Below are 21,080 nucleotides of genomic sequence, written 5' to 3'. Positions count from 1 at the left end.
TATCGAGATGAAATTTATATTTTTTGTACTGTATGTTTTGCAGTTTCTGCCGTTTGCGCTGCTGCACAAGATTGCCGACCTGACGGGTTTGCTTGCCTACCTTCTGGTCAAACCGCGCCGCCGTATCGGCGAAATCAATTTGGCAAAATGTTTTCCCGAATGGAGTGAGGAAAAGCGTAAAACCGTGTTGAAACAGCATTTCAAACACATGGCGAAGTTGATGTTGGAATACGGTTTATATTGGTACGCGCCTGCCGGGCGTTTGAAATCGCTGGTGCGCTACCGCAATAAGCATTATTTGGACGACGCGCTGGCGGCGGGGGAAAAAGTCATCATCCTGTACCCGCACTTTACCGCGTTCGAGATGGCGGTGTACGCGCTTAATCAGGATATCCCGCTGATCAGTATGTATTCCCATCAAAAAAACAAGATATTGGACGAACAGATTTTGAAAGGCCGAAACCGCTATCACAACGTTTTCCTCATCGGGCGCACTGAAGGGCTACGTGCCCTCGTCAAACAGTTCCGCAAAAGCAGCGCGCCGTTTCTGTATCTGCCCGATCAGGATTTCGGACGCAACGATTCGGTTTTTGTGGATTTTTTCGGGATTCAGACGGCAACGATTACCGGCTTGAGCCGCATTGCCGCGCTTGCAAATGCCAAAGTGATTCCCGCCATTCCCGTCAGGGAGGCGGACAATACGGTTACATTGCATTTCTACCCTGCTTGGGAATCCTTTCCGAGTGAAGATGCGCAGGCCGACGCGCAGCGCATGAACCGTTTTATCGAAGACAGGGTGCGCGAACATCCGGAACAATATTTTTGGCTGCACAAGCGTTTTAAAACCCGTCCGGAAGGTGTACAGGATTTTTACAAATTACACGAAACTACATAGTGGACTATTAAGGGAAAATTGAGTTTTACGATTGTTTTTTTAAATGCGAAAAATTGAATTATATAAACAGAAGTATTTAATAATTGCTGTTATTTTAAGTATCTAAAAAATAATATTTTTTGATTTTAAAAATAGATTCCAAAGAAAATTTGGAGAATACATGATAAATCAATGAATATATTCTATTGATATGGTTAATATATTAAAATTAATTTCCTTTAAAAACAAAATGTTGCAAATTACCTTTCAATAACCGTTATTTTGCTCGGTGCCAGTTTGAGAAATATATTGCCAAATATATAGATATTATAAAATTAAGTATCAATTTAAATAAATTATTAGAATTTTAATCTAAAAAATCAAAAAATTCACTATTTTATAAAATAAACGCTTCTATATCTGTTTTGTAAAAAATGCTTGGCAAGCTGTAAAAAATGGCGTACATTCCGCTACATGAAATTACAGACGTAGCCAAGAAATGCCGTCTGAAAGGATGTGCCGGTCAGTTTTATGACTGGTTGGCGTTTCATCGGAAATGGTGAAACGAAAGTTTGTCGGCGTAGAGTTGAGCTACGCGGGCAAAGCCGCAGGCGGAAGCCTGTATTGTTTGTGAAGCGTAAATCTCTGATTTGAGGTATTGGGGCAATCCTGTGGGGGGTTGCCTCTTTTTTTATCCGCCTTTTAATGACACAATAGGCGCAAGTCTGTTTTTGAATGCAAGGTACTGCCATGAATACGATTTTGGCTTTCGATATTGAAACCGTACCCGATGTGCAGGGTATCCGTACGCTGTATGACTTGCCGTCTTCCCTGCCGGACGACGAAGTGGTGCTGTTTGCCCAGCAGAAACGCCGCGCCCAAACGGGCGGCGATTTTATGCAGCATCATCTTCATCAGGTTGTGGCGATTTCGTGCTGCATGCGTTGGGGGCAGGACAAAATCCATATCGGCACAATCGGCGAGGCGGACGACGGCGAGGAAGTGGTTATCGCCAAATTTTTCGAGTTGGTGGAAAAACATACGCCGCAACTGGTCAGTTGGAACGGCGGCGGTTTCGACCTGCCCGTACTGCATTACCGCTCCCTGATATACGGCATCAACGCCGCGCGCTATTGGGATATGGGCGACGGCGATTTCGGCGACAGCCGCGATTTCAAGTGGAACAACTACATCAGCCGCTACCACCAACGTCATTGCGATTTGATGGATTTGCTCGCGCTTTATCAGCCGAGGGCAAACGTGCCGCTGGACGATATGGCGAAACTGTGCGGTTTTCCGGGCAAGCTGGGTATGGACGGCAGCAAGGTTTGGGAGGCATTCCATACGGGCAGGCTGAAGGAAATCCGCAATTATTGTGAAACCGACGCGGCAAACACTTATCTGATGTACCTGCGTTTCTGCCTGGTCAGCGGCAGGCTGGATGCGGACGAATACGAAATGGAAATCAAACGGATGCGGAATTACCTGTCCGCACAAGTCGGGGAAAAGCCGCATTGGGAAGAGTTTGTCCGCGCGTGGGAATAAAGATTGAAATTCAAACCGGTTGTTCGGCGGTACGCCCGTGCCGCCGTTGCGGCTTCAGACGGTATACGCGGGATGCGCCCATGCCGTCTGAAGCCTTTTCCAGTCAAACCAAACAATATTGAAAGAAAAAAATGAGCAAAACCGTCCGTTATCTGAAAGATTACCAAACGCCTGCCTACCGCATTCTCGAAACCGACCTGCATTTCGATATTGCCGAACCGCAAACCGTCGTGAAATCCCGTTTGACGGTCGAGCCACAGAGGATAGGAGAGCCGCTGGTGTTGGACGGTTCGGCGAAACTCTTGTCCGTCAAAATCAACGGGGCGGCGGCGGATTATGTGTTGGAAGGCGAAACGCTGACGATTGCAGACGTGCCGTCCGAACGCTTCACCGTCGAAGTGGAAACCGAAATCCTGCCGGCGGAAAACAAATCGCTGATGGGGCTGTATGCTTCCGGAGGCAATCTGTTTACCCAGTGCGAGCCGGAGGGCTTCCGCAAAATCACGTTTTACATCGACCGTCCTGATGTGATGTCCAAGTTCACGACCACCATCGTCGCGGACAAAAAACGCTATCCCGTTTTGCTTTCCAACGGCAACAAAATCGACGGCGGCGGGTTTTCAGACGGCCGCCATTGGGTGAAATGGGAAGACCCGTTTGCCAAACCGAGTTATCTGTTTGCTTTGGTCGCGGGCGATTTGGCGGTCACGGAAGACCGTTTCACCACCATGAGCGGCAGAAACGTCAAAATCGAGTTTTACACCACCGAGGCGGACAAGCCCAAGGTCGGCTTTGCCGTGGAATCCTTGAAAAACGCGATGAAGTGGGACGAAACGCGCTTCGGTTTGGAATACGACTTGGATATTTTCATGGTCGTCGCCGTGGGCGATTTCAATATGGGCGCGATGGAAAACAAGGGGCTGAACATTTTTAATACCAAGTTCGTCCTTGCCGACAGCCGCACCGCCACCGATACCGATTTCGAAGGCATCGAATCCGTGGTCGGACACGAATATTTCCACAACTGGACGGGCAACCGCGTAACCTGCCGCGACTGGTTCCAGCTTTCGCTGAAAGAAGGGCTGACCGTGTTCCGCGACCAAGAATTTTCCGGCGACCGCGCCAGCCGCGCCGTGCGCCGCATCGAAAACATCCGCCTTTTGCGCCAGCACCAGTTCCCCGAAGACGCAGGCCCGACCGCGCATCCGGTGCGCCCCGCCAGCTATGAGGAGATGAACAATTTCTACACCATGACCGTTTATGAAAAAGGCGCGGAAGTGGTGCGGATGTATCACACCCTGCTCGGCGAAGAGGGCTTCCAGAAAGGCATGAAGCTCTATTTCCAACGCCACGACGGGCAGGCAGTGACCTGCGACGATTTCCGCGCGGCGATGGCGGACGCGAACGGCATCAATCTCGACCAGTTCGCCTTGTGGTACAGCCAGGCGGGCACGCCCGTTTTGGAAGCGGAAGGTCGTCTGAAAAATAATATTTTCGAGTTAACCATCAAACAAACCGTGCCGCCCACGCCTGATATGGCGGACAAGCAGCCGATGATGATTCCCGTCAAAGTCGGGCTGCTGAACCGCAACGGCGAAGCGGTGGCATTCGATTATCAGGGCAAACGCGCAACCGAAGCCGTATTGCTGCTGACCGAAGCCGAACAGACCTTCCCGCTCGAAGGCGTAACCGAAGCCGTCGTTCCCTCACTGCTGCGCGGGTTCAGCGCGCCGGTACATCTGAACTATCCGTACAGCGACGACGACCTGCTGCTCCTGCTCGCCCACGACAGCGACGCCTTCACGCGCTGGGAAGCCGCCCAAACGCTCTACCGCCGCGCCGTCGCCACCAACCTTGCCGCGCTTTCAGACGGCATCGGGTTGCCGAAACACGAAAAACTGCTTGCCGCCGTCGAAAAAGTCATTTCAGACGACCTCTTGGACAACGCCTTCAAAGCCCTGCTTTTGGGCGTTCCGTCTGAAGCCGAACTGTGGGACGGCACGGAAAACATCGACCCGTTGCGCTACCATCAGGCGCGCGAAGCCTTGTTGGATACACTTGCCGTCCACTTCCTGCAGAAATGGCACGAATTGAACCGTCAGGCGGCGAAGCAGGAAAACCAAAGCTACGGATACAGCCCCGAAGCCGCCGGTTGGCGCACGCTGCGCAATGTCTGCCGCACCTTCGTTCTGCGCGCCGACCCCGCGCACATCGAAACCGTTGCCGAAAAATACGGCGAAATGGCGCAAAACATGACCCACGAATGGGGCATCCTGTCCGCCGTCAACGGCAACGAAAGCGATACGCGCAACCGCCTGCTGGCGCAGTTTGCCGACAAGTTTTCAGACGACGCGCTGGTGATGGACAAATATTTCACCCTCGTCGGCTCAAGCCGCCGCAGCGACGCCCTGCAACAGGTTCAAACCGCCTTGCAGCATCCGAAATTCAGTCTTGAAAACCCCAACAAAGCCCGCTCGCTTATCGGCAGCTTCAGCCGCAACGTCCCGCATTTCCACGCAGAAGACGGCAGCGGCTACCGTTTCATCGCCGACAAAGTCATCGAAATCGACCGCTTTAACCCGCAGGTCGCCGCTCGCCTGGTGCAGGCGTTCAACCTCTGCAACAAGCTCGAACCGCACCGCAAAAACTTGGTGAAACAAGAATTGCAGCGCATTCGGGCGCAGGAAGGATTGTCGAAAGACGTGGGCGAAATCGTCGGCAAGATTTTGGATTGAGGCCGTCAAACAGAAAAACAATGCCGTCTGAAAGCTCTTGCGCTTTTCAGACGGCATTTTTGTATTTTGAAATATTGGGCAATTGATTCTTTTATTGAGAAGTCTGTTTCAGTGTCTGAATCATGAGGGATTTGAACGACTGCTGCAAAGGCTTGGGGAGTTGCATGAAGATAAGTTCGATGGGCATATCTTCCATATTTGTTGCGGTATTGTTTTGCTGTCTTTCTAAACTTTCTGCCAATAGAAAAATAGATGAAACGGGACAGTCCAAGGCTTCTGACAGATATTTTAGGATAGATTCGCTATATCCTTGGTTGCCGTTTTCAAGATTGGAAATATTACTTTTTGAGGTATTGGCAAAATCAGCAAGCTGCTGCTGAGTCCATCCCTTTTGTTTCCTTAAGAATCTGATTGCGTGGCTAATGTTCATGAAATGAATCTTAGAGACAGGCAGACTCTTTTTAAATTGTATTAATGTATTTATTTACTAAAAAATATTTTAATGCAATACTTAATACAGTTTTACTGTACTTTATTTTTAAACCTCACTTATTTTTGGATAGGAAATGAAAATCAGAAATGGTATTTTTGCCGGAGTTCTCCCGGCAATGTTATTGACGGGTTGTATGGATGGTTTGCCTTCATGTGATTCCAGCGAGGCGGAAGGTTTGGTGAAGAAGATTGTTAATCAGAAATCGTTCTTTATCGGTCAGTTTGTTTCATTAGATGATGTAGAGGAAACTGCCGCTAATAATGAAGCAGGAATCAGGGTGTGTTCTGCTACGCTGACCACGACGAGAATCAGTAAGGACATTACTTATTCCATCAGGTGGCAGAACAAAGAAAACAAAGAATACATCGTGGAAGTAAATAACTAAAGGAATTCAAAGCGATGAAAGGTCAAATTTTAGATTTTTCGATTCAAGCTGGCGGTTTGATTAGCAGTGAGGATGGTAAACGCTATCCATTTAAAAACGAAGAATGGAAAGAACAGGGCGTACCAACACGAGGGATGAAAGTCGATTTTGATGTTGATGAAGATGGGCAGGCGGTAGCTGTTTATAAAGCTTTGGGCGCAAGTTCGACCGGAGGGGTTGCAACCGTTCTGCAAAATGCCTCCCAAACTCGCAATGAAAATGGACAGCTTTCTCTCTTTGCTTTGTTCTTGGAAACATTGACCAAACGGTATGCCCAATTTTCAGGTCGTGCTTCTAAAAGAGAATTTTGGGGGTTTGCACTGTTTAGTGCAGTTGTAGAGGTAGCTATTTTATTTGTCGCTGGGATAATGTTTGAAATCAATGAAAGCCTTGGTAGTATTTTCGGTCTTTTATATTGGCTTTTTGTTATTGCTTTAGTTATCCCGCACCTATCAGTCGGTGTACGCCGACTCCATGATATCGGTAAATCAGGATGGTGGTTCTTGATTGTACTTGTTCCGCTTATTGGTCCGATTTGGTTGATTGTTTTGTGTTGTCAAGCTTCTGTAAACGAAGATAACCAATGGGGTGGACTGCCTGAGAACTAAATCTTTCATCAAAATGCCGTCTGAAGCGTTATCCGGCTTTCAGACGGCATTTTTGTATTTAAAGCCGAGTAACGCTCAATACACCTTTGACGTCGCCGAGGCTGGCGAGGACGCGCGGGAGGTCGTTGACTTGTTTGACTTCGAGCGTGAACCTCATGCTGGCTTCCAAGTCGCGGGACTGGGTTTGCACGGCGGTAACGTTGAGTTTGTGGCGGGCGAGTGCGTCGGATACGTCGCGCAAAAGCCCTGAGCGGTCTTGGGCGCGAATTTCGACATCGACGGCGAACACTTGTCCTTCCTGCAACGCCGCCCAGCTTGCGTCCAGCACTTTTTCGGGCGAGTGTTCGGCGAGATGTCGGAAAGAGGGGCAGGTTTTGCGGTGGACGGAAATGCCGCGCTCGCGGGTAACGAAGCCGACAATATCGTCGGGCGGCGCGGGTTTGCAGCATTTGGCAAGGGTAGTCATCAGTCCGTCTTCGCCGTCGATGAGCACGCCGGTTTTGCCGCCTTTTTTGATTTTAGACTGTTTGACAATGGTGGTTTCGCTGACGGGCACGGGCGGCGGTTCGTTCAGCGTACCGCAGGCTTTTTGGATGGCGCGATTGGAAATTTCGCCCTGTCCGACGGCGGTGTAGAGGTCGTCGAGTTTTTTGTAGCCGAGGTTTTCGGCAAGCTCTTGCAGGTTGGGTTTGGGCGTGAGTTTGGCAAGCTGTTTGTCGAGTTGGACGCGGCCTTCTTCGCGCACGGTGTCGGCGTTTTGCTGGCGGATGTAGGCGCGGATTTTGCCGATTGCCTTGCTGGATTTGACCCAGCCTTCGTAGAGCCAGTTGACAGAAGGGTGCCCTTCTTTGGCGGTAATGATTTCGACGCGCTGTCCGTTTTCAAGCTGGGTGGACAGCGGCACGATTTGCCCTTCGACTTTCGCGCCGCGGCAACGGTCGCCGATGCTGCTGTGTAAGGCGTAGGCGAAGTCGATGGGGGTCGCGCCCGTGGGCAGGGAGAGGACTTTGCCGTGCGGGGTCAGGACGTAAATCGTGTCGTTGAAAAGCTCGGTTTTGAAGGCGGCGGCGAGGTCTTCCTTGCCGCTTTCCGCCATGTTTTCACGCCAATCCAGGAGTTGGCGCAACCAGGCGATTTTTTGTTCGTAGGCTGAATCGCCTTTGCCGCCCTCTTTATAACGCCAGTGGGCGGCGACACCGAATTCGTTGAATTGGTGCATATCGAAGGTGCGGATTTGTACTTCCACGCCTTTGTCTTCCGGGCCGACAATGACGGTGTGCAAACTTTTATAGCCGTTGCCTTTGGGGTTGGCGATATAGTCGTCGAACTCGCCGGGGATGGGCTGCCAGAGGCTGTGGACGATACCCAGTGTGGTGTAACACTCGGGGACGGTATCAACCAGAATCCGCACGGCGCGGATGTCGAACAACCCGTCGAAGCTGAGTTTTTTCTTCACCATTTTTTTGTAAATGGAGTAGATGTGTTTCGGACGGCCGGCGACTTCGAAGTGGATATTGTATTTTTTCAGTTCCGTACGCAGGATATTGAGGAAGTTTTCGATGTATTCGAGGCGTTCGGTGCGTTTTTCGTCCAAAAGCAGCGCGATTTCGCGGTATTTTTCGGGTTCTTGATGGCGGAAGCCGAGGTCTTCGAGCTGCCATTTGAGCTGCCACACGCCCAAGCGGTTGGCGAGCGGGGCGAAGATGTCGAGGGTTTCTTTGGCGACGGCGCGTTTTTCGGGACTGTCGGGAACGTTGCTTAAAAATTGCAGGGTGCGCGTACGCATCGCCAGTTTGATCAACACGACGCGGATGTCGGTAACCATCGCCAGCAGCATTTTCCGCATAATTTCGGCTTGCCGGGTGCGTTCTTCCGGCGTGGCGAGGCTGTCCACCCGGGCGAAGTGGGTGAGCTTCTGCACTTCGTCCACACCTTTGACCAGCTCGGCGACGGTGCTGTTGCAGCGTTCGGAAACCAATAGATTCCAGTCGGGGACGTAGCGTCCGATGTCAGCAAGCAGGGTGGCGGCGACGGCATCGGGGAGCAGGTCGAGTTCGTTAACCATCTGCGCCGCGCCGAGGAAGTGGTCGGGCAGCGGCTCGCCGTACGGTGTGGCGGCATCGGCGGGGTAATGTGCTTCCGCCAGCGAACGGGCGGCTAAGACAAGTTTTTTATCGTTGTCCGGCAGCGCGGCGCAGTAGCTGTCGAACCATTCGTGCAACTCTTGCGGGGTCGCGCTTTGCGTGTCTTGAATCGGGCTGATGGCGGTCATGATGGGGTCTTCCGTTCCGATAAAAACGAGTTTATTGTAACAGCTTATTTATTTACGGTGCATAGGCGGGAAGATAAACTTGTTTCGGGCGGCGCGGGGTGTTAAGGTAGCCGGTACCGACAGGTTGACGAGGAATATTTTGATGAAACTGTATATTTACGACCATTGCCCGTTTTGCGTGCGTGCGCGGATGGCTGCCGGGCTGTTTGGCGCGGACGTTGAAGAAGCCGTGCTGGCAAACGACGACGAGGCAACGCCGATCGGTATGATTGGCGCGAAACAAGTGCCCATCCTGCAAAAAGAGGACGGTTCGTTTATGGGCGAGAGTTTGGACATTGTGCGGCATTTCGACCGCGAAGGCCGTCTGAAAGACGAAGTCCGCCCCGAGATACAGGCATGGCTGGACAAAGTCGGCAGTTACAACAATAAACTGGTTCAGCCGCGTACTGTTAAAATCGGTCTGCCCGAGTTCGCTACTGCCGAAGCGGTTAAATATTTTACAGACAAAAAAGAGAAAAGCATCGGCAGCTTTTCCGCCAATTTGAATAAAACCGCCCAATACCTCGAACGGATAAACGCAGATTTGCAAGAGTTGGAGAATTTGATGGACGGTACTTCAGACGGCATCAACGGCGGAATCGGCATGGAGGATATTTTGGTTTTCCCCGTTTTGAGGAATCTGACCGTGGTGCGCGGCATCGAATGGCCCCAAAAGGTGATGGGTTATTTGATGACGATGAGTGAAAAATCAGGCGTGCCGCTTTATTTTGACAGGGCGTTGTAAAACAGGAAAACGCGGCAGGGCAATATGTCCTGCCGCGTTTTTTGGAACGTTTATGCCGTCTGAAAACCAGTCAGACGAACATCTGCACAAACGCAATCACCAGCCGCACAATCTGTGCAATAAACGCACCCAATACGCCCGTCAGCATCAGCAGCAGGATAATCCACGTCCCATAGGGTTCGATTTTGCGGAACGCTTGCGAATATTTCGCCGGCAGGAAGGTATCGATAAAAATGCCGCCGTCCGAAGGCAGGATGGGGATGATATTGAGCGCGAACAGAATCGCATTGATCAGAATACCGTAGTTTGCCATTTGAGCCAGCGGCATCTGATACGCCCCGCCGACATACGGAGTCAGCACCAAAACCACGCCCCACAGAACCGCCATCGCCAGATTCGACAGCAGGCCGGACGCGGCAACGCAACGCCAGGCAAGGCGCGGATTGCGGAAGTTGCGCGAATCGATGGGAATCGGACGCGCCCAACCAAATAGAAACGGTGTGAACATCAAAGTAAGCAGCGGCACGATGATTGTGCCGACCGGATCGATATGGGGCAGGGGGTTCAGTGTCAGCCTGCCGTATTGTTCGGCAGTGTTGTCTCCCCAGTAGCGCGCCGTATAGCCGCGTACCACCTCCCTGACAGTAATGGCAAGCAGTACGGGCAGGACGGCAAGCAGGAACACGCCCAAGTCAAAGTTCCGAAACATAATTTTCCTTTATAAAGGTTGATACACAGCCGCAACCGGCTGCCGGATAAAGGCGGCAATATATCATTTAACCCGATTTTGTTGGAACGGGAAAACAGGCAGAGCCGCTCCATTTGTCCGCAGGCATCTGAGAATTTATCATAATATATTGTTTCAATATGGATTTTGTGAATATAAAACCTGTAATAAAATAGATTAGAGATACATTATGAATCCAAAAATATGTCCGCGCTGCAACCAAGGAATATTGTATATTTTTAAATCAAAATACATTTTGAAAGAAATTATTCTATGTGACGAATGTGATGCCATGTGGTTAAAAGGAATGAAAATTACATATGGAGATTATGATAAAGATTTTTATAATTATGAAATATTTATGAATCAAAATGGCGTATCTTCTCCTTGGGAAGAGGAGAATATTTTTTTAACACCTTACTATGAAAATGAACTTTAACGCAGATAATTTTTGGCGCCACCCTGCTGCCCGTCGAAGCCGGTTTCGGCTTTAAATCCGCCGGCAAAGAGCAAAACCAAAACTACAGTATTCATATAAAGGCGAATGATAAAAATAGGTTGCAAATAGGAATTGTTGCTATTATTATGCCCGAATTATGGATAAAGAACGAATTTTAACCCCCGCAGTCGTGTTTTCCGTCGCACTGCTGCATTTGGCAATGGTGGCATCGCTCTGGCAGGCGCACAAGCTGCCCGTGATAGAGTCAGGAAATGTCATTGAATTTGTCGATTTGGGCGACTTTGGCGGAGGGGACGGCGCACCCGAAGGCGCAGGTGCGCCTGCCGCGCCCGAACCGCAACCCGAGCCTGAGCAGCCCAAACCTGTCGAGCCGCCCAAACCGGTTTTGAAGCCGGTGGTTACAAAAAAGGCGGATGCAGATATTCAGCAGCCCAAGGAAAAGCCGAAACCCGAAGAAAAACCGAAACCAGAGCCTAAGCCGGAAGTGAAGCCGACTCCCAAACCGGTTGAGAAAACGGTAGAGAAGCCGTCTGAAAAACCTGCTGAACATCCCGGCAATACTTCCGCCAAAGCCGGCAGCGAGCACGGCGGGGGAGAAGGTAAGGGAACCGGTACCAAAGGTGACGGAACGGGGCGCGGAGAAGGCAGCGGTAAAGGCAGCGGCGGAGCCAAAGGCGAGCATGGGGAAGGAACCGGCGGCAGCGGCGGTGGAACAGGTGCCGGCAGCAGCAAAGGCAATCCCCTGCGTGCCAACGGCAGTATTCCGCGACCGCCTTATCCTACGCTTTCTATGGAAAACGATGAACAGGGTACGGTTGTCCTGAGTGTGATGGTGTCTCCGGGCGGTCATGTCGAGTCCGTCAAAGTGGTGAAAAGCAGCGGTTTTTCCCGTTTGGACAATGCGGCACGCAAGGCGGCGCAAAACGGGTATTTTCATGCGGATGCCTGGACGGAGTTTAAAGTCCCCGTTAAATTTGAATTGAATTAGGCCGTTGCCGAGGTAGTTTGCGGCAGCTTGGATTTTTGATTTGTTTTTATCAGTTTTGGAATCATTATGGATTTGAAATTAGTGTTTGAATCAGGCGATGTCGTCCTGATCGGTGTGTTTGTGTTGATGTTGCTGATGAGTATCGTAACATGGTGTCTGATTGTTTTACGCAGCATTAAGCTGTATCAGGCTCGCAAAGGCAATATGGTTGTTAAGCAGCATATGAGCAATACTTTGTCTTTGAACGATGCGCTTGAAAAAGTGCGTGCCGTTGACGCTCCCCTGTCCAAACTGGTGCAAGAGGCATTGCAGTCGTACCGCAACTACCGCCAAAGTGAAGCTTCCAAATTGGCTCAGGTGCTGCCGTTGAACGAGTATTTGGTCATTCAAATCCGCAACAGTATGGCACAGATTATGCGTCGCTTTGATTACGGTATGACCGCGCTTGCCTCCATCGGTGCAACCGCACCGTTTATCGGTCTGTTTGGTACGGTCTGGGGGATTTACCATGCTCTGATCAATATTGGACAAAGCGGACAGATGAGTATTGCGGCGGTTGCCGGCCCGATCGGCGAGGCATTGGTTTCTACTGCGGCGGGTCTGTTTGTGGCGATTCCTGCTGTGTTGGCGTACAACTTCCTCAACCGCGGTGCGAAGACGCTGACTCAGGATTTGGATGCGATGGCGCATGATTTGCATGTCCGCCTGTTGAACCAAAAGGATTAATGAAATGGCATTCGGTTCGATGAATTCCGGCGATGACTCGCCGATGTCCGACATCAACGTTACGCCGTTGGTGGACGTGATGCTGGTTTTGCTGATTGTATTTATGATTACCATGCCGGTGCTGACGCATTCCATTCCTTTGGAATTGCCGACCGCGTCCGAGCAGGCAAACAAGCAGGATAAACAGCCTAAAGATCCCTTGCGCCTGACGATTGATGCAAACGGTGGTTATTATGTCGGCGGAGATTCTGCAAGCAAAGTGGAAATCGGGGAAGTGGAAAGCCGTCTGAAAGCCGCCAAGGAGCAGAATGAAAACGTGATTGTGGCAATTGCGGCAGACAAGGCGGTGGAATACGATTATGTAAACAAAGCGTTGGAGGCCGCCCGTCAGGCAGGGATTACCAAAATCGGTTTTGTAACGGAAACTAAGGCCCAATAAAGTTTGACGTTTGAACGAATGCCGTCTGAAATCTGTTCAGACGGCATTTTTGTATCGGTCGGTTTTATGGTTTGACTGCTGCATCTTCCAAACGGGTTCTGAAGTTTTCCAGATTCACACCTGCCGCTTCTGCGCGGCGGATGATTTCGTCAACCGGCATACCTTCTGCCGCTCTGCGGAGGCCCCACAGGAGGGAGCAGCGCGTACCGGTTCGGCAATAGGCAAGGACGGGATATTCGGCTTGTCCGATGAGTTGTCGGAAGGCTTCGACATCATGGTTTTGGATGTCGCGGGCGATAACGGGTTGGTGATGGAATCCGGTAACGCCTGCTTGTTCCAGCCACTGTTTGATTTGGGCGAAGTCGGGCTGCGATTCTTCTTCGCAGTCGGGGCGGTTGCAGATGACGGTTTTGATACCCAGTAGCGAGATTTGTTCCGCATCGGCTTTCGTCAGTTGTGGGGAGATGTAGAGATGTTCGTCAAGTTTTAGAATCGCCATTTTATTTCCTTTGCTTTGCGGTTGGTTTTCAGACGGCATTTTGTGTGCAATGCCGTCTGAAAGTTTAACCGAACAACCAGTTTTCCAACAGATTCCGGTCTGTGATATGTAGGATGGCAGTATCCGCCGCCGCTGCCTGAACCGTCAAGACGGTTTGACGCAATATGCCGGCACGGAAGAAGTGGATATTGATTCTTGCATTGACGTGGTATCGGGCCCATTGTGCGGCAAAGTCGGTGCAGGCATAACCGTCTAAAGCAATGATTTTGTCTTGCGGGCACAGTGCCGCAGATTCCGCGCTGCCGCCGTTGAAGACATGGGTCAGGACGATGTGGTCGGCGTTTTGTTTGAAACGTGCGCCGAAATCGCCTGTCGGCGGGACGGGGCAGATGTGTTCCGCGTATCCGCCGCCGTGTTGTCGGGGAAGTGGTAGGAAGGTCAGTCCCACGCCTGCGGTTGCCAGGCATTCGGCAAGCGGCAAATCTTCGGTGCTGTATAACGCTTTTTGGAAAAAATCTTCTAAATCCAAGCCGGTTATTTCCTGACAGCGGATTTGCCAGTGTTTTTCCGGAATGCCCGCGCGCGTATCCGCCCACTCCCGATAAAGTTTGTCCATTACCGTATCGAGAGAATGACTGCCGTTGCTCCGGTTCCGTATTATCAGGTCAAGGCACAATGCGGCAAGCGCGCCTTTTTGGTAGTAGCTGACGATGGCGTTGGGGCTGTTTTCATCCGGTTTGTAAAATTTGTTCCACGCGGTAAAACTCGATTCCGCCAAGGTCTGCCTCAAACGGCCGCGGGTTTGTTGTACGCGCGTAATACCTTGTGCCAGCAGGTTTAAATAAGATTCGGGCGAGATAGTGTGGCTGCGTGCCAAAAACAAATCGTCGTAATAGGATGTAATGCCTTCGAATGCCCATAGTTGTTCGGTATAGTTTTCTTTGTCGAGGTCATAAGGGGCGAACGCGGCAGGTTTGATGGATTTGACGTTCCACGCGTGAAAATATTCGTGGGAGAAAAGTCCGAGCAATGTGGTGTAGGCATCGTCGGCATCGGTCATCCTGTACGGCGGAAGGCTGTGGCGGTCGGCGAGCAGGGCGGTGCTGTCGGCGTGTTCCAAACCGCCGTAAATATGGTCGCCGACGTGGAGCAGGAACAAATATTTCTCAAATGGGGCAGGGGAGGAAAACATCGCCAGTTCTGTTTCGCAGATTTCTTTGATGTCCGAAACCAGCTTGTTGCGGTCGAAATCGGGATATATGCCGCTTAAGGCAATCGTGTGCGGAATGCCTGCCGCCTCAAAATCTAAAAATTCAATCAAGCCCATCTCCACAGGTCGGTCAATCAATTCGGCATAAGATGCCGTCTGAAAGACAAACCTTCCTGTTTCCGGCAGCGTTGTGGCAATACGCCATTCGGGTGGAATGCCTGTCAATTCCAAGCGGTGCGGCAGCGTTTCCGTTCCTTCGACTTTCAAAAACAGGCACGATCCGTCAAAAAAACCGCGTTCTGTCGTCAGGAAAGAACCTCGAACCGACAAATCGAATGCATATACGGTGTAGCAGATTTGCCACTCGCCGCGTATGGAGGCGGCACGCCAACAGTTTTTTGCAATTTGGTCGAGTCGGACGGGTATACCGTTGCAGGATGCATCGATAGATGTAATGTGGCGGGAAAAATCCCGAATCAGATAGCTGCCCGGAACCCAGTTTGGCAGGCTTATTTCTATAGGAAAATCATTATCTTGTGTGAATGTCAGCAGGATGTGCCACTCATGGTCTAGAGGGGAGGGGGCAATTTCATAATTAATCATGTCTATTAAATATATCGTTAAATATTATTGATAAAATGTCTTTAAAATGCAGCTTAATCTACATCAATAAAGTGTTACAAAAAAGGAGGCTTGAAAAACAAAGCAATGTCAAACTGGTTGCAATTTATTATAACAATATGATTTATATATAATAAAAAACAAATTAAGAAATAGGCACTCCGGCGGTGGGAATGTAATTCCGCTTGGCGTAATAAGGCAGATATGTTAAATTTAGAAAAAATTACGCTTGCCCAAGTTGTACCTTAAGAGGTCGCAAAGGTGGGTAGGATAAAAAATTTTTATTCCCATAATTCATGGAGACTCTCATGGACACACAAACTTACAACTACAAAGTGGTGCGCCAGTTCGCCATCATGACTGTAGTTTGGGGTATCGTGGGTATGTTGGTCGGCGTTATCGTAGCTGCCCAACTGTTTGCTCCCGCCCTTGATTTATCGGACATCGGTCCTTGGTTTCACTTCGGTCGTCTGCGTCCGCTGCACACCAATGCGGTTATTTTCGCATTCGGAGGCTGCGGCCTGATCGGCACATCATACTACGTTGTCCAACGTACTTGTAATACCCGCCTGTTTGGCGGCTGGCTGCCTGCATTTACCTTTTGGGGCTGGCAGGCGGTAATCGTTGCCGCCGCTGTCAGCTTCCCTATGGGTTGGACTCAAGGTAAAGAATATGCCGAGCTCGAATGGCCGATCGATATCCTGATTACTTTGGTTTGGGTGGCATACGCCATCGTATTCTTCGGTACGATTGCCAAACGTAAAATCAAACATATCTATGTTGCCAACTGGTTCTATGGCGGCTTTATTTTGGCGGTCGCACTTTTGCATATCGTCAATAACATCAGCATCCCGGCAGGTTTGATGAAGTCGTATCCCGTCTATTCCGGTGCGATTGATGCTATGGTTCAATGGTGGTACGGGCATAACGCCGTGGGCTTCTTCCTGACTGCCGGCTTCTTGGGTATGATGTACTATTTCGTACCCAAACAAGCAGGCCGCCCTGTTTATTCCTACCGCTTGTCTGTCGTTCACTTCTGGGCGTTGATTTTCACCTATATGTGGGCGGGTCCTCACCATCTTCACTACACTGCGCTGCCTGACTGGACGCAATCTTTGGGTATGGTTCTGTCCTTGATTCTGTTCGCACCCTCTTGGGGCGGTATGATTAACGGCATTATGACCTTGTCCGGCGCGTGGGACAAACTGCGTACTGACCCGATTCTGAAATTCCTGATTGTTTCCCTGTCCTTCTACGGTATGTCTACCTTTGAAGGTCCGATGATGTCAATTAAAACGGTCAACGCATTGAGCCACTATACAGACTGGACCGTTGCGCACGTTCATGCGGGTGCGTTGGGCTGGGTAGGCTTCGTAACCATCGGTTCTGTCTATTACATGATTCCCCGCCTCTTCGGCAAAGAACAGATGCACAGCACCAAGCTGGTAGAAGCGCATTTTTGGATTGCGACCATCGGCGTGGTACTGTATATCGCCGCGATGTGGATTGCCGGTGTGATGCAGGGTTTGATGTGGGGTTCTTTGAACGATGACGGTACGCTGACCTACTCGTTTGTCGAATCCGTAAAACGCACTATGCCTTACTATATGATCCGTTTTGCAGGTGGTTTATTGTATCTGAGTGGTATGTGCATTATGGCGTACAACGTGTACCGCACAGCCATCGGTGGTAAAGCAGTCGATGCTGAAATCCCTGCGGTTCCCCAAACACAGCACCACTAAAATACTAAGGAAGATAGGCTACCAAAATGAAATTACAACAATTGGCCGAAGAAAAAATCGGCATCCTGATTGTGTTTATCCTGCTTGTAGTCAGTGTCGGTCTGTTGATTGAAGTTGTGCCCTTAGCCTTTACTAAGGTGGCAACACAGCCGGCGCCGGGCGTGAAGCCTTACAATGCCTTGCAGGTTGCCGGACGCGATATTTACATCCGTGAGGGCTGTTACAACTGCCACTCGCAAATGATTCGTCCGTTCCGTGCGGAAACCGAGCGTTACGGTCATTACTCTGTTGCCGGAGAGTCGGTTTACGACCATCCTTTCCAATGGGGTTCCAAACGTACCGGTCCTGATTTGGCACGTGTGGGTGGTCGCTATTCCGACGAATGGCACCGTATCCACCTGCTGAATCCCCGTGATGTCGTGCCTGAGTCCAATATGCCGGCATTCCCATGGCTTGCACGCAATAAAGTCGATGTCGATGCAACCGTTGCCAACATGAAGGCTTTGCGTAAAGTAGGTACTCCTTACAGTGATGAGGAAATTGCGAAAGCACCTGAGGCTTTGGCAAACAAATCCGAGCTGGATGCTGTAGTCGCCTATCTGCAAGGATTGGGTCTGGCTTTGAAAAACGTAAGGTAACATCATGGATATTAACGGTATTCGCGCTCTTTTCACGGTATGGATCTTTATCTGTTTCCTGTTGGTACTCTATATCGTCTTCAACAGGCGGAATAAGAAAAATTACGATGATGCCGCAAACAGCATTTTTGATGAAAACCAAGATGCGCAAGATAAGAAAAGCGAAAACCGTTAATATTGTGATAACGGAGCAAAACAATGAACACAACATCCCAATTTACCAGTAACTTCTGGAATATATATATTGCAGTTATTGTCTTACTGAGCTTTATCGCTTTGGCTTGGCTGCTGCTGTCTCAAAATGTTGTCAAACGTCCGAAGAAGGGCGAAGAAGTACAAACTACGGGTCACGAGTGGGACGGCATTGCCGAATACGACAACCCGCTGCCGCGCTGGTGGTTTTGGCTGTATGTTTTGACATGGCTGTTTGGTATCGGTTATCTGGTTATGTATCCGGGTGTCGGCGACTACAAAGGCCTGCTGAAATGGACTAGCCACAACCAATATGAAAAAGAGGTCAAAAAAGCCGATGAGCAATACGGTAAACTGTATGCCAAGTTTGCGGATATGCCGATTGAAAAAGTGGCAAAAGATCCACAGGCCAAGCAAATCGCCCAAAACCTGTTCAATACCTACTGTATCCAGTGTCACGGCTCTGATGCCAAAGGTTCTAAAGGTTTTCCGAATCTGACCGACAGCGATTGGTTGTGGGGCGGCGATCCCGATAAAATCCACGAGACCATTGAAAAAGGCCGTGTTGCTACCATGCCTGCATGGGGTCCTGCTTTGGGTGAGGAAGGCGTAAAAGACGTTGCGCATTATGTGATGTCTCTTTCAAAACCCAAAGGCCAGTATGATGAGGAACGTGCCGCACGCGGACAAGCCTTGTTCAGCGGTCCGCCTGCCAACTGTTTCACTTGCCACGGCGATAAGGGACAAGGTATCCAAGGTTTGGGTCCGAACCTGACTGATGACGTGTGGTTGTGGGGCGGTACGCAAAAATCCATTATTGAAACCATTACCAACGGCCGCAGCAGCCAAATGCCTGCGTGGGGACATTTCTTGGATAAAGACAAACTGCATATCATGACTGCTTATGTATGGGGTCTTTCCAATAAAGACGGTAAAGCTCCGGTGAAAAAAGCCGAGCCTGCACCGACTCCTGCACCGGCGGCAGAACCCGCAGCATCTGCTCCTGCAGAAGCAGTACAAGCCGCTTCTGAAGCCAAACCTGCCGCAGCAGAACCTAAAGCCGAGGAAAAAGCCGCACCTGCTGCCAAAGTGGACGGCAAACAGGTTTATGAAACCGTTTGTGCCGCCTGCCATGGCAATGCGATTCCGGGGATTCCCCACGTCGGCACGAAAGCCGATTGGGCCGACCGCATCAAAAAAGGTAAAGACACATTGCACAAACACGCGATCGAAGGTTTCAATACGATGCCCGCAAAAGGCGGTCGCGGCGATTTGAGCGATGATGAGGTCAAAGCTGCGGTTGACTATATGGTCAACCAGTCTGGCGGTAAGTTCTAATCTCTGTTTCCCGACTTTGTCAGATCTAGAAATCCGGATTCATATCGAATCCGGATTTTTTATTTTGAATGGAAATCCTGTTTTTGATTTATGCCGTCTGAAAGTGGGGATTTTGATGCTTTCAGACGGTATATGGATTTGTTTCTTCAAAATTGAATCTTTTTTCATATGTTGCAAAAAATATTGATTTTAGTCATAAAGAATTAGTCTTTATTGTTTATAATCGCGCATCATCACGATAGCCCTAATTTCAAAAGGACGATTAATGGATACACAAATCAAAACTGAAGCCGGTCAGCAGAATAACCGGCGTTATCTGACCGTTTGGAGGTGGCATTTTTATGCCGGTTTGCTGGTTATGCCCTTTCTTACCCTGCTTGCCGTTACGGGTTTGGGTATGCTGTTGTTTGCCAATATTACCGGCAAGGAGGGTGAGCGGATTCATGTTGTGTCGCAGGCAACGGTACAACCTCTGTCTGTTCAGGCGGAAGCGGCACGCAGTGCCGTTAATCCGGAGACTTCGTCCGTCGTCCAATATATTGCACCGCGTGCTGATGATATGGTTGCTGTGTTCCGTGTCAACAATGAAGGTAAGGCAACCATGGTTGCGGTCGATCCTTATACGGCAAAAGTGGTCAACACCATGCCGCGCAATCAGGGTTGGTATCACACTATGGATGAAATCCACGGCGATATGATGCTCGGTGCGGCAGGCGATTATCTTTTGGAAACGGCGGCTTCACTGACTATTATTATGGTTGTCAGCGGCTTGTACCTTTGGTGGGCGAAACAGCGCGGCATTAAAGCGATGCTGCTGCCGCCAAAAGGCAGGGCGCGTTCTTGGTGGCGGAATCTGCACGGCGCGTTTGGAACTTGGGTGTCGTTGATTTTGCTGTTGTTCTGCCTGTCCGGAATTGCGTGGTCGGGTATTTGGGGCGGCAAGTTCGTACAGGCTTGGAGTCAGTTCCCGGCTGGCAAATGGGGAGTCGAACCGAATCCTGTTTCAGTTGTACCGACCCACGGTGAGGTATTGAATGACGGCAAGGTTAAAGAAGTACCGTGGATTTTGGAGCTTACGCCTATGCCTGTCTCAGGGACGACTGTGGGTGAAAACGGCATTAACCCCAGCGAGCCGATGACATTGGAAACCGTCGACCGTTTTGCGCGGGAAATCGGTTTCAAAGGGCGTTATCAGCTGAATTTGCCCAAAGGCGAGGAGGGAGTATGGACTTTGTCTCAGGATTCCATGAGTTACGATATGATTAGTCCGTTTGCCGACCGTACGGTACATATCGACCAATACAGCGGCAAGATTCTTGCCGATATCCGTTTTGCCGATTACAACCCGTTCGGTAAATTCATGGCGGCAAGCATTGCGCTGCATATGGGTACGCTGGGCTGGTGGAGCGTATTGGCAAACGTCTTGTTTTGCCTTGCCGTCATTTTTATCAGTATCAGCGGCTGCGTGATGTGGTGGAAACGCCGTCCGACCGGAGCGGTGGGTATGGTTCCGCCGGCACAGAAAGTCAAGCTGCCGGTTTGGTGGATGATGGCATTGCCGCTATTGGCAATCGCATTGCTCTTCCCGACCGCACTGGTTGCCATTGCCGTTATTTGGCTGTTGGATACGTTGCTTCTGTCGCGGATTCCTGTTTTGAGGAAATGGTTTAAATGACAAAATGCCGTCTGAAAGGTTCAGACGGCATTTTGTTTGAAGGCGGACGGGGGAAAGGCTATATAATCCCGAATACTTGACCACAGCTTC

The 21,080-nt window shown here is 50.2% G+C and carries 20 protein-coding genes; 15 read left to right on the top strand and 5 right to left on the bottom strand.

Features of this window, described 5'->3' with window-relative positions:
• Positions 1–7 precede the first annotated feature (7 nt).
• The 3 genes from RDY34_RS04180 (at position 8) to pepN (ending at position 5,154) form a co-directional block, all read left to right on the top strand.
• Positions 8–895 (top strand): lipid A biosynthesis lauroyl acyltransferase, encoded by an 888-nt coding sequence (locus RDY34_RS04180; protein ID WP_308074094.1) that lies wholly within the window; start codon positions 8–10, stop codon positions 893–895.
• A 729-nt stretch (positions 896–1,624) separates the two neighbouring features.
• Entirely contained in the window at positions 1,625–2,419 is a 795-nt protein-coding gene (locus tag RDY34_RS04175; RefSeq protein WP_308074093.1) for a 3'-5' exonuclease, read from the top strand.
• Between the two features lie 131 nt (positions 2,420–2,550).
• Complete coding sequence (gene pepN, locus RDY34_RS04170) at positions 2,551–5,154, top strand: aminopeptidase N (RefSeq protein WP_308074092.1); 2,604 nt, start codon at positions 2,551–2,553, stop codon at positions 5,152–5,154.
• A 91-nt stretch (positions 5,155–5,245) separates the two neighbouring features.
• On the opposite strand, the gene RDY34_RS04165 is transcribed toward pepN, so the two are convergent.
• Positions 5,246–5,584: a helix-turn-helix domain-containing protein gene (locus RDY34_RS04165; protein ID WP_003752276.1), complete on the bottom strand. Its 339-nt coding sequence runs from the start codon at positions 5,582–5,584 to the stop codon at positions 5,246–5,248.
• Between the two features lie 136 nt (positions 5,585–5,720).
• Between RDY34_RS04165 and RDY34_RS04160 the strand changes: the two genes are divergently transcribed.
• Together RDY34_RS04160 and RDY34_RS04155 are read left to right on the top strand one after the other, a co-directional pair.
• On the top strand, positions 5,721–6,032 hold the full coding sequence (locus tag RDY34_RS04160; protein WP_003752278.1) for a hypothetical protein: 312 nt from the start codon (positions 5,721–5,723) through the stop codon (positions 6,030–6,032).
• A 14-nt stretch (positions 6,033–6,046) separates the two neighbouring features.
• On the top strand, positions 6,047–6,679 hold the full coding sequence (locus RDY34_RS04155; protein ID WP_003752279.1) for a DUF805 domain-containing protein: 633 nt from the start codon (positions 6,047–6,049) through the stop codon (positions 6,677–6,679).
• Positions 6,680–6,737: 58 nt separating this feature from the next.
• Here the strand turns inward: RDY34_RS04155 and RDY34_RS04150 are convergent, their stop codons facing one another.
• On the bottom strand, positions 6,738–8,951 hold the full coding sequence (locus tag RDY34_RS04150; protein WP_003752281.1) for a RelA/SpoT family protein: 2,214 nt from the start codon (positions 8,949–8,951) through the stop codon (positions 6,738–6,740).
• A 142-nt stretch (positions 8,952–9,093) separates the two neighbouring features.
• Between RDY34_RS04150 and RDY34_RS04145 the strand changes: the two genes are divergently transcribed.
• Positions 9,094–9,735, top strand: coding sequence for a GrxB family glutaredoxin (locus RDY34_RS04145; RefSeq protein ID WP_025456789.1), 642 nt, complete (start codon positions 9,094–9,096; stop codon positions 9,733–9,735).
• Between the two features lie 70 nt (positions 9,736–9,805).
• Here the strand turns inward: RDY34_RS04145 and RDY34_RS04140 are convergent, their stop codons facing one another.
• Positions 9,806–10,444, bottom strand: coding sequence for a site-2 protease family protein (locus RDY34_RS04140; RefSeq protein WP_003752285.1), 639 nt, complete (start codon positions 10,442–10,444; stop codon positions 9,806–9,808).
• A 208-nt stretch (positions 10,445–10,652) separates the two neighbouring features.
• On the opposite strand from RDY34_RS04140, the gene RDY34_RS04135 reads away from it, so the two are divergent.
• The 4 genes from RDY34_RS04135 to RDY34_RS04120 all read left to right on the top strand — a co-directional run bounded on the left by RDY34_RS04135 (position 10,653) and on the right by RDY34_RS04120 (position 13,075).
• On the top strand, positions 10,653–10,901 hold the full coding sequence (locus tag RDY34_RS04135) for a hypothetical protein (protein WP_003680115.1): 249 nt from the start codon (positions 10,653–10,655) through the stop codon (positions 10,899–10,901).
• A 157-nt stretch (positions 10,902–11,058) separates the two neighbouring features.
• Positions 11,059–11,910: an energy transducer TonB gene (locus RDY34_RS04130; protein WP_308074091.1), complete on the top strand. Its 852-nt coding sequence runs from the start codon at positions 11,059–11,061 to the stop codon at positions 11,908–11,910.
• 66 nt (positions 11,911–11,976) lie between these two features.
• A complete protein-coding gene (locus RDY34_RS04125) occupies positions 11,977–12,636 on the top strand; it encodes a MotA/TolQ/ExbB proton channel family protein (protein WP_308074090.1) in 660 nt (219 codons plus the stop codon).
• Positions 12,637–12,640: 4 nt separating this feature from the next.
• Positions 12,641–13,075 (top strand): ExbD/TolR family protein, encoded by a 435-nt coding sequence (locus tag RDY34_RS04120; protein WP_003706998.1) that lies wholly within the window; start codon positions 12,641–12,643, stop codon positions 13,073–13,075.
• Positions 13,076–13,139: 64 nt separating this feature from the next.
• Here the strand turns inward: RDY34_RS04120 and RDY34_RS04115 are convergent, their stop codons facing one another.
• Both RDY34_RS04115 and RDY34_RS04110 read right to left on the bottom strand, forming a co-directional pair.
• Complete coding sequence (locus tag RDY34_RS04115) at positions 13,140–13,574, bottom strand: TIGR01244 family sulfur transferase (RefSeq protein WP_308074139.1); 435 nt, start codon at positions 13,572–13,574, stop codon at positions 13,140–13,142.
• A gap of 64 nt (positions 13,575–13,638) precedes the next feature.
• Positions 13,639–15,387, bottom strand: coding sequence for a M61 family metallopeptidase (locus RDY34_RS04110; RefSeq protein ID WP_308072992.1), 1,749 nt, complete (start codon positions 15,385–15,387; stop codon positions 13,639–13,641).
• 326 nt (positions 15,388–15,713) lie between these two features.
• Between RDY34_RS04110 and ccoN the strand changes: the two genes are divergently transcribed.
• The 5 genes from ccoN (at position 15,714) to RDY34_RS04085 (ending at position 20,990) form a co-directional block, all read left to right on the top strand.
• Entirely contained in the window at positions 15,714–17,147 is a 1,434-nt protein-coding gene (ccoN, locus tag RDY34_RS04105; protein WP_025456791.1) for a cytochrome-c oxidase, cbb3-type subunit I, read from the top strand.
• Between the two features lie 26 nt (positions 17,148–17,173).
• Entirely contained in the window at positions 17,174–17,785 is a 612-nt protein-coding gene (ccoO, locus tag RDY34_RS04100; protein WP_003752300.1) for a cytochrome-c oxidase, cbb3-type subunit II, read from the top strand.
• 4 nt (positions 17,786–17,789) lie between these two features.
• A complete protein-coding gene (locus RDY34_RS04095; protein WP_003752303.1) occupies positions 17,790–17,960 on the top strand; it encodes a CcoQ/FixQ family Cbb3-type cytochrome c oxidase assembly chaperone in 171 nt (56 codons plus the stop codon).
• Positions 17,961–17,983: 23 nt separating this feature from the next.
• Positions 17,984–19,315, top strand: coding sequence for a cytochrome-c oxidase, cbb3-type subunit III (gene ccoP / locus RDY34_RS04090; protein ID WP_003752304.1), 1,332 nt, complete (start codon positions 17,984–17,986; stop codon positions 19,313–19,315).
• Between the two features lie 265 nt (positions 19,316–19,580).
• Positions 19,581–20,990, top strand: coding sequence for a PepSY-associated TM helix domain-containing protein (locus RDY34_RS04085; RefSeq protein ID WP_308074089.1), 1,410 nt, complete (start codon positions 19,581–19,583; stop codon positions 20,988–20,990).
• Positions 20,991–21,080: the final 90 nt, after the last annotated feature.

Origin of the sequence: Neisseria polysaccharea, assembly GCF_963392925.1 — a bacterium.
In the GTDB taxonomy this organism is placed as follows: Bacteria; Pseudomonadota; Gammaproteobacteria; order Burkholderiales; family Neisseriaceae; genus Neisseria; species Neisseria polysaccharea.
The sequence above is the reverse complement of the archived record's forward strand: the minus strand, read 5'-3'. Positions and strand labels throughout refer to the sequence as shown.

What these genes read in the sequence shown, in the direction of transcription:
- RDY34_RS04180 (WP_308074094.1), top strand. Translation starts at nt 8, where the DNA reads ATGAAATTTATATTTTTTGTACTGTATGTTTTGCAGTTTCTGCCGTTT.
- RDY34_RS04175 (WP_308074093.1), top strand. Translation starts at nt 1,625, where the DNA reads ATGAATACGATTTTGGCTTTCGATATTGAAACCGTACCCGATGTGCAG.
- pepN (WP_308074092.1), top strand. Translation starts at nt 2,551, where the DNA reads ATGAGCAAAACCGTCCGTTATCTGAAAGATTACCAAACGCCTGCCTAC.
- RDY34_RS04165 (WP_003752276.1), bottom strand. Translation starts at nt 5,584, where the DNA reads ATGAACATTAGCCACGCAATCAGATTCTTAAGGAAACAAAAGGGATGG.
- RDY34_RS04160 (WP_003752278.1), top strand. Translation starts at nt 5,721, where the DNA reads ATGAAAATCAGAAATGGTATTTTTGCCGGAGTTCTCCCGGCAATGTTA.
- RDY34_RS04155 (WP_003752279.1), top strand. Translation starts at nt 6,047, where the DNA reads ATGAAAGGTCAAATTTTAGATTTTTCGATTCAAGCTGGCGGTTTGATT.
- RDY34_RS04150 (WP_003752281.1), bottom strand. Translation starts at nt 8,951, where the DNA reads ATGACCGCCATCAGCCCGATTCAAGACACGCAAAGCGCGACCCCGCAA.
- RDY34_RS04145 (WP_025456789.1), top strand. Translation starts at nt 9,094, where the DNA reads ATGAAACTGTATATTTACGACCATTGCCCGTTTTGCGTGCGTGCGCGG.
- RDY34_RS04140 (WP_003752285.1), bottom strand. Translation starts at nt 10,444, where the DNA reads ATGTTTCGGAACTTTGACTTGGGCGTGTTCCTGCTTGCCGTCCTGCCC.
- RDY34_RS04135 (WP_003680115.1), top strand. Translation starts at nt 10,653, where the DNA reads ATGAATCCAAAAATATGTCCGCGCTGCAACCAAGGAATATTGTATATT.
- RDY34_RS04130 (WP_308074091.1), top strand. Translation starts at nt 11,059, where the DNA reads ATGGATAAAGAACGAATTTTAACCCCCGCAGTCGTGTTTTCCGTCGCA.
- RDY34_RS04125 (WP_308074090.1), top strand. Translation starts at nt 11,977, where the DNA reads ATGGATTTGAAATTAGTGTTTGAATCAGGCGATGTCGTCCTGATCGGT.
- RDY34_RS04120 (WP_003706998.1), top strand. Translation starts at nt 12,641, where the DNA reads ATGGCATTCGGTTCGATGAATTCCGGCGATGACTCGCCGATGTCCGAC.
- RDY34_RS04115 (WP_308074139.1), bottom strand. Translation starts at nt 13,574, where the DNA reads ATGGCGATTCTAAAACTTGACGAACATCTCTACATCTCCCCACAACTG.
- RDY34_RS04110 (WP_308072992.1), bottom strand. Translation starts at nt 15,387, where the DNA reads ATGATTAATTATGAAATTGCCCCCTCCCCTCTAGACCATGAGTGGCAC.
- ccoN (WP_025456791.1), top strand. Translation starts at nt 15,714, where the DNA reads ATGGACACACAAACTTACAACTACAAAGTGGTGCGCCAGTTCGCCATC.
- ccoO (WP_003752300.1), top strand. Translation starts at nt 17,174, where the DNA reads ATGAAATTACAACAATTGGCCGAAGAAAAAATCGGCATCCTGATTGTG.
- RDY34_RS04095 (WP_003752303.1), top strand. Translation starts at nt 17,790, where the DNA reads ATGGATATTAACGGTATTCGCGCTCTTTTCACGGTATGGATCTTTATC.
- ccoP (WP_003752304.1), top strand. Translation starts at nt 17,984, where the DNA reads ATGAACACAACATCCCAATTTACCAGTAACTTCTGGAATATATATATT.
- RDY34_RS04085 (WP_308074089.1), top strand. Translation starts at nt 19,581, where the DNA reads ATGGATACACAAATCAAAACTGAAGCCGGTCAGCAGAATAACCGGCGT.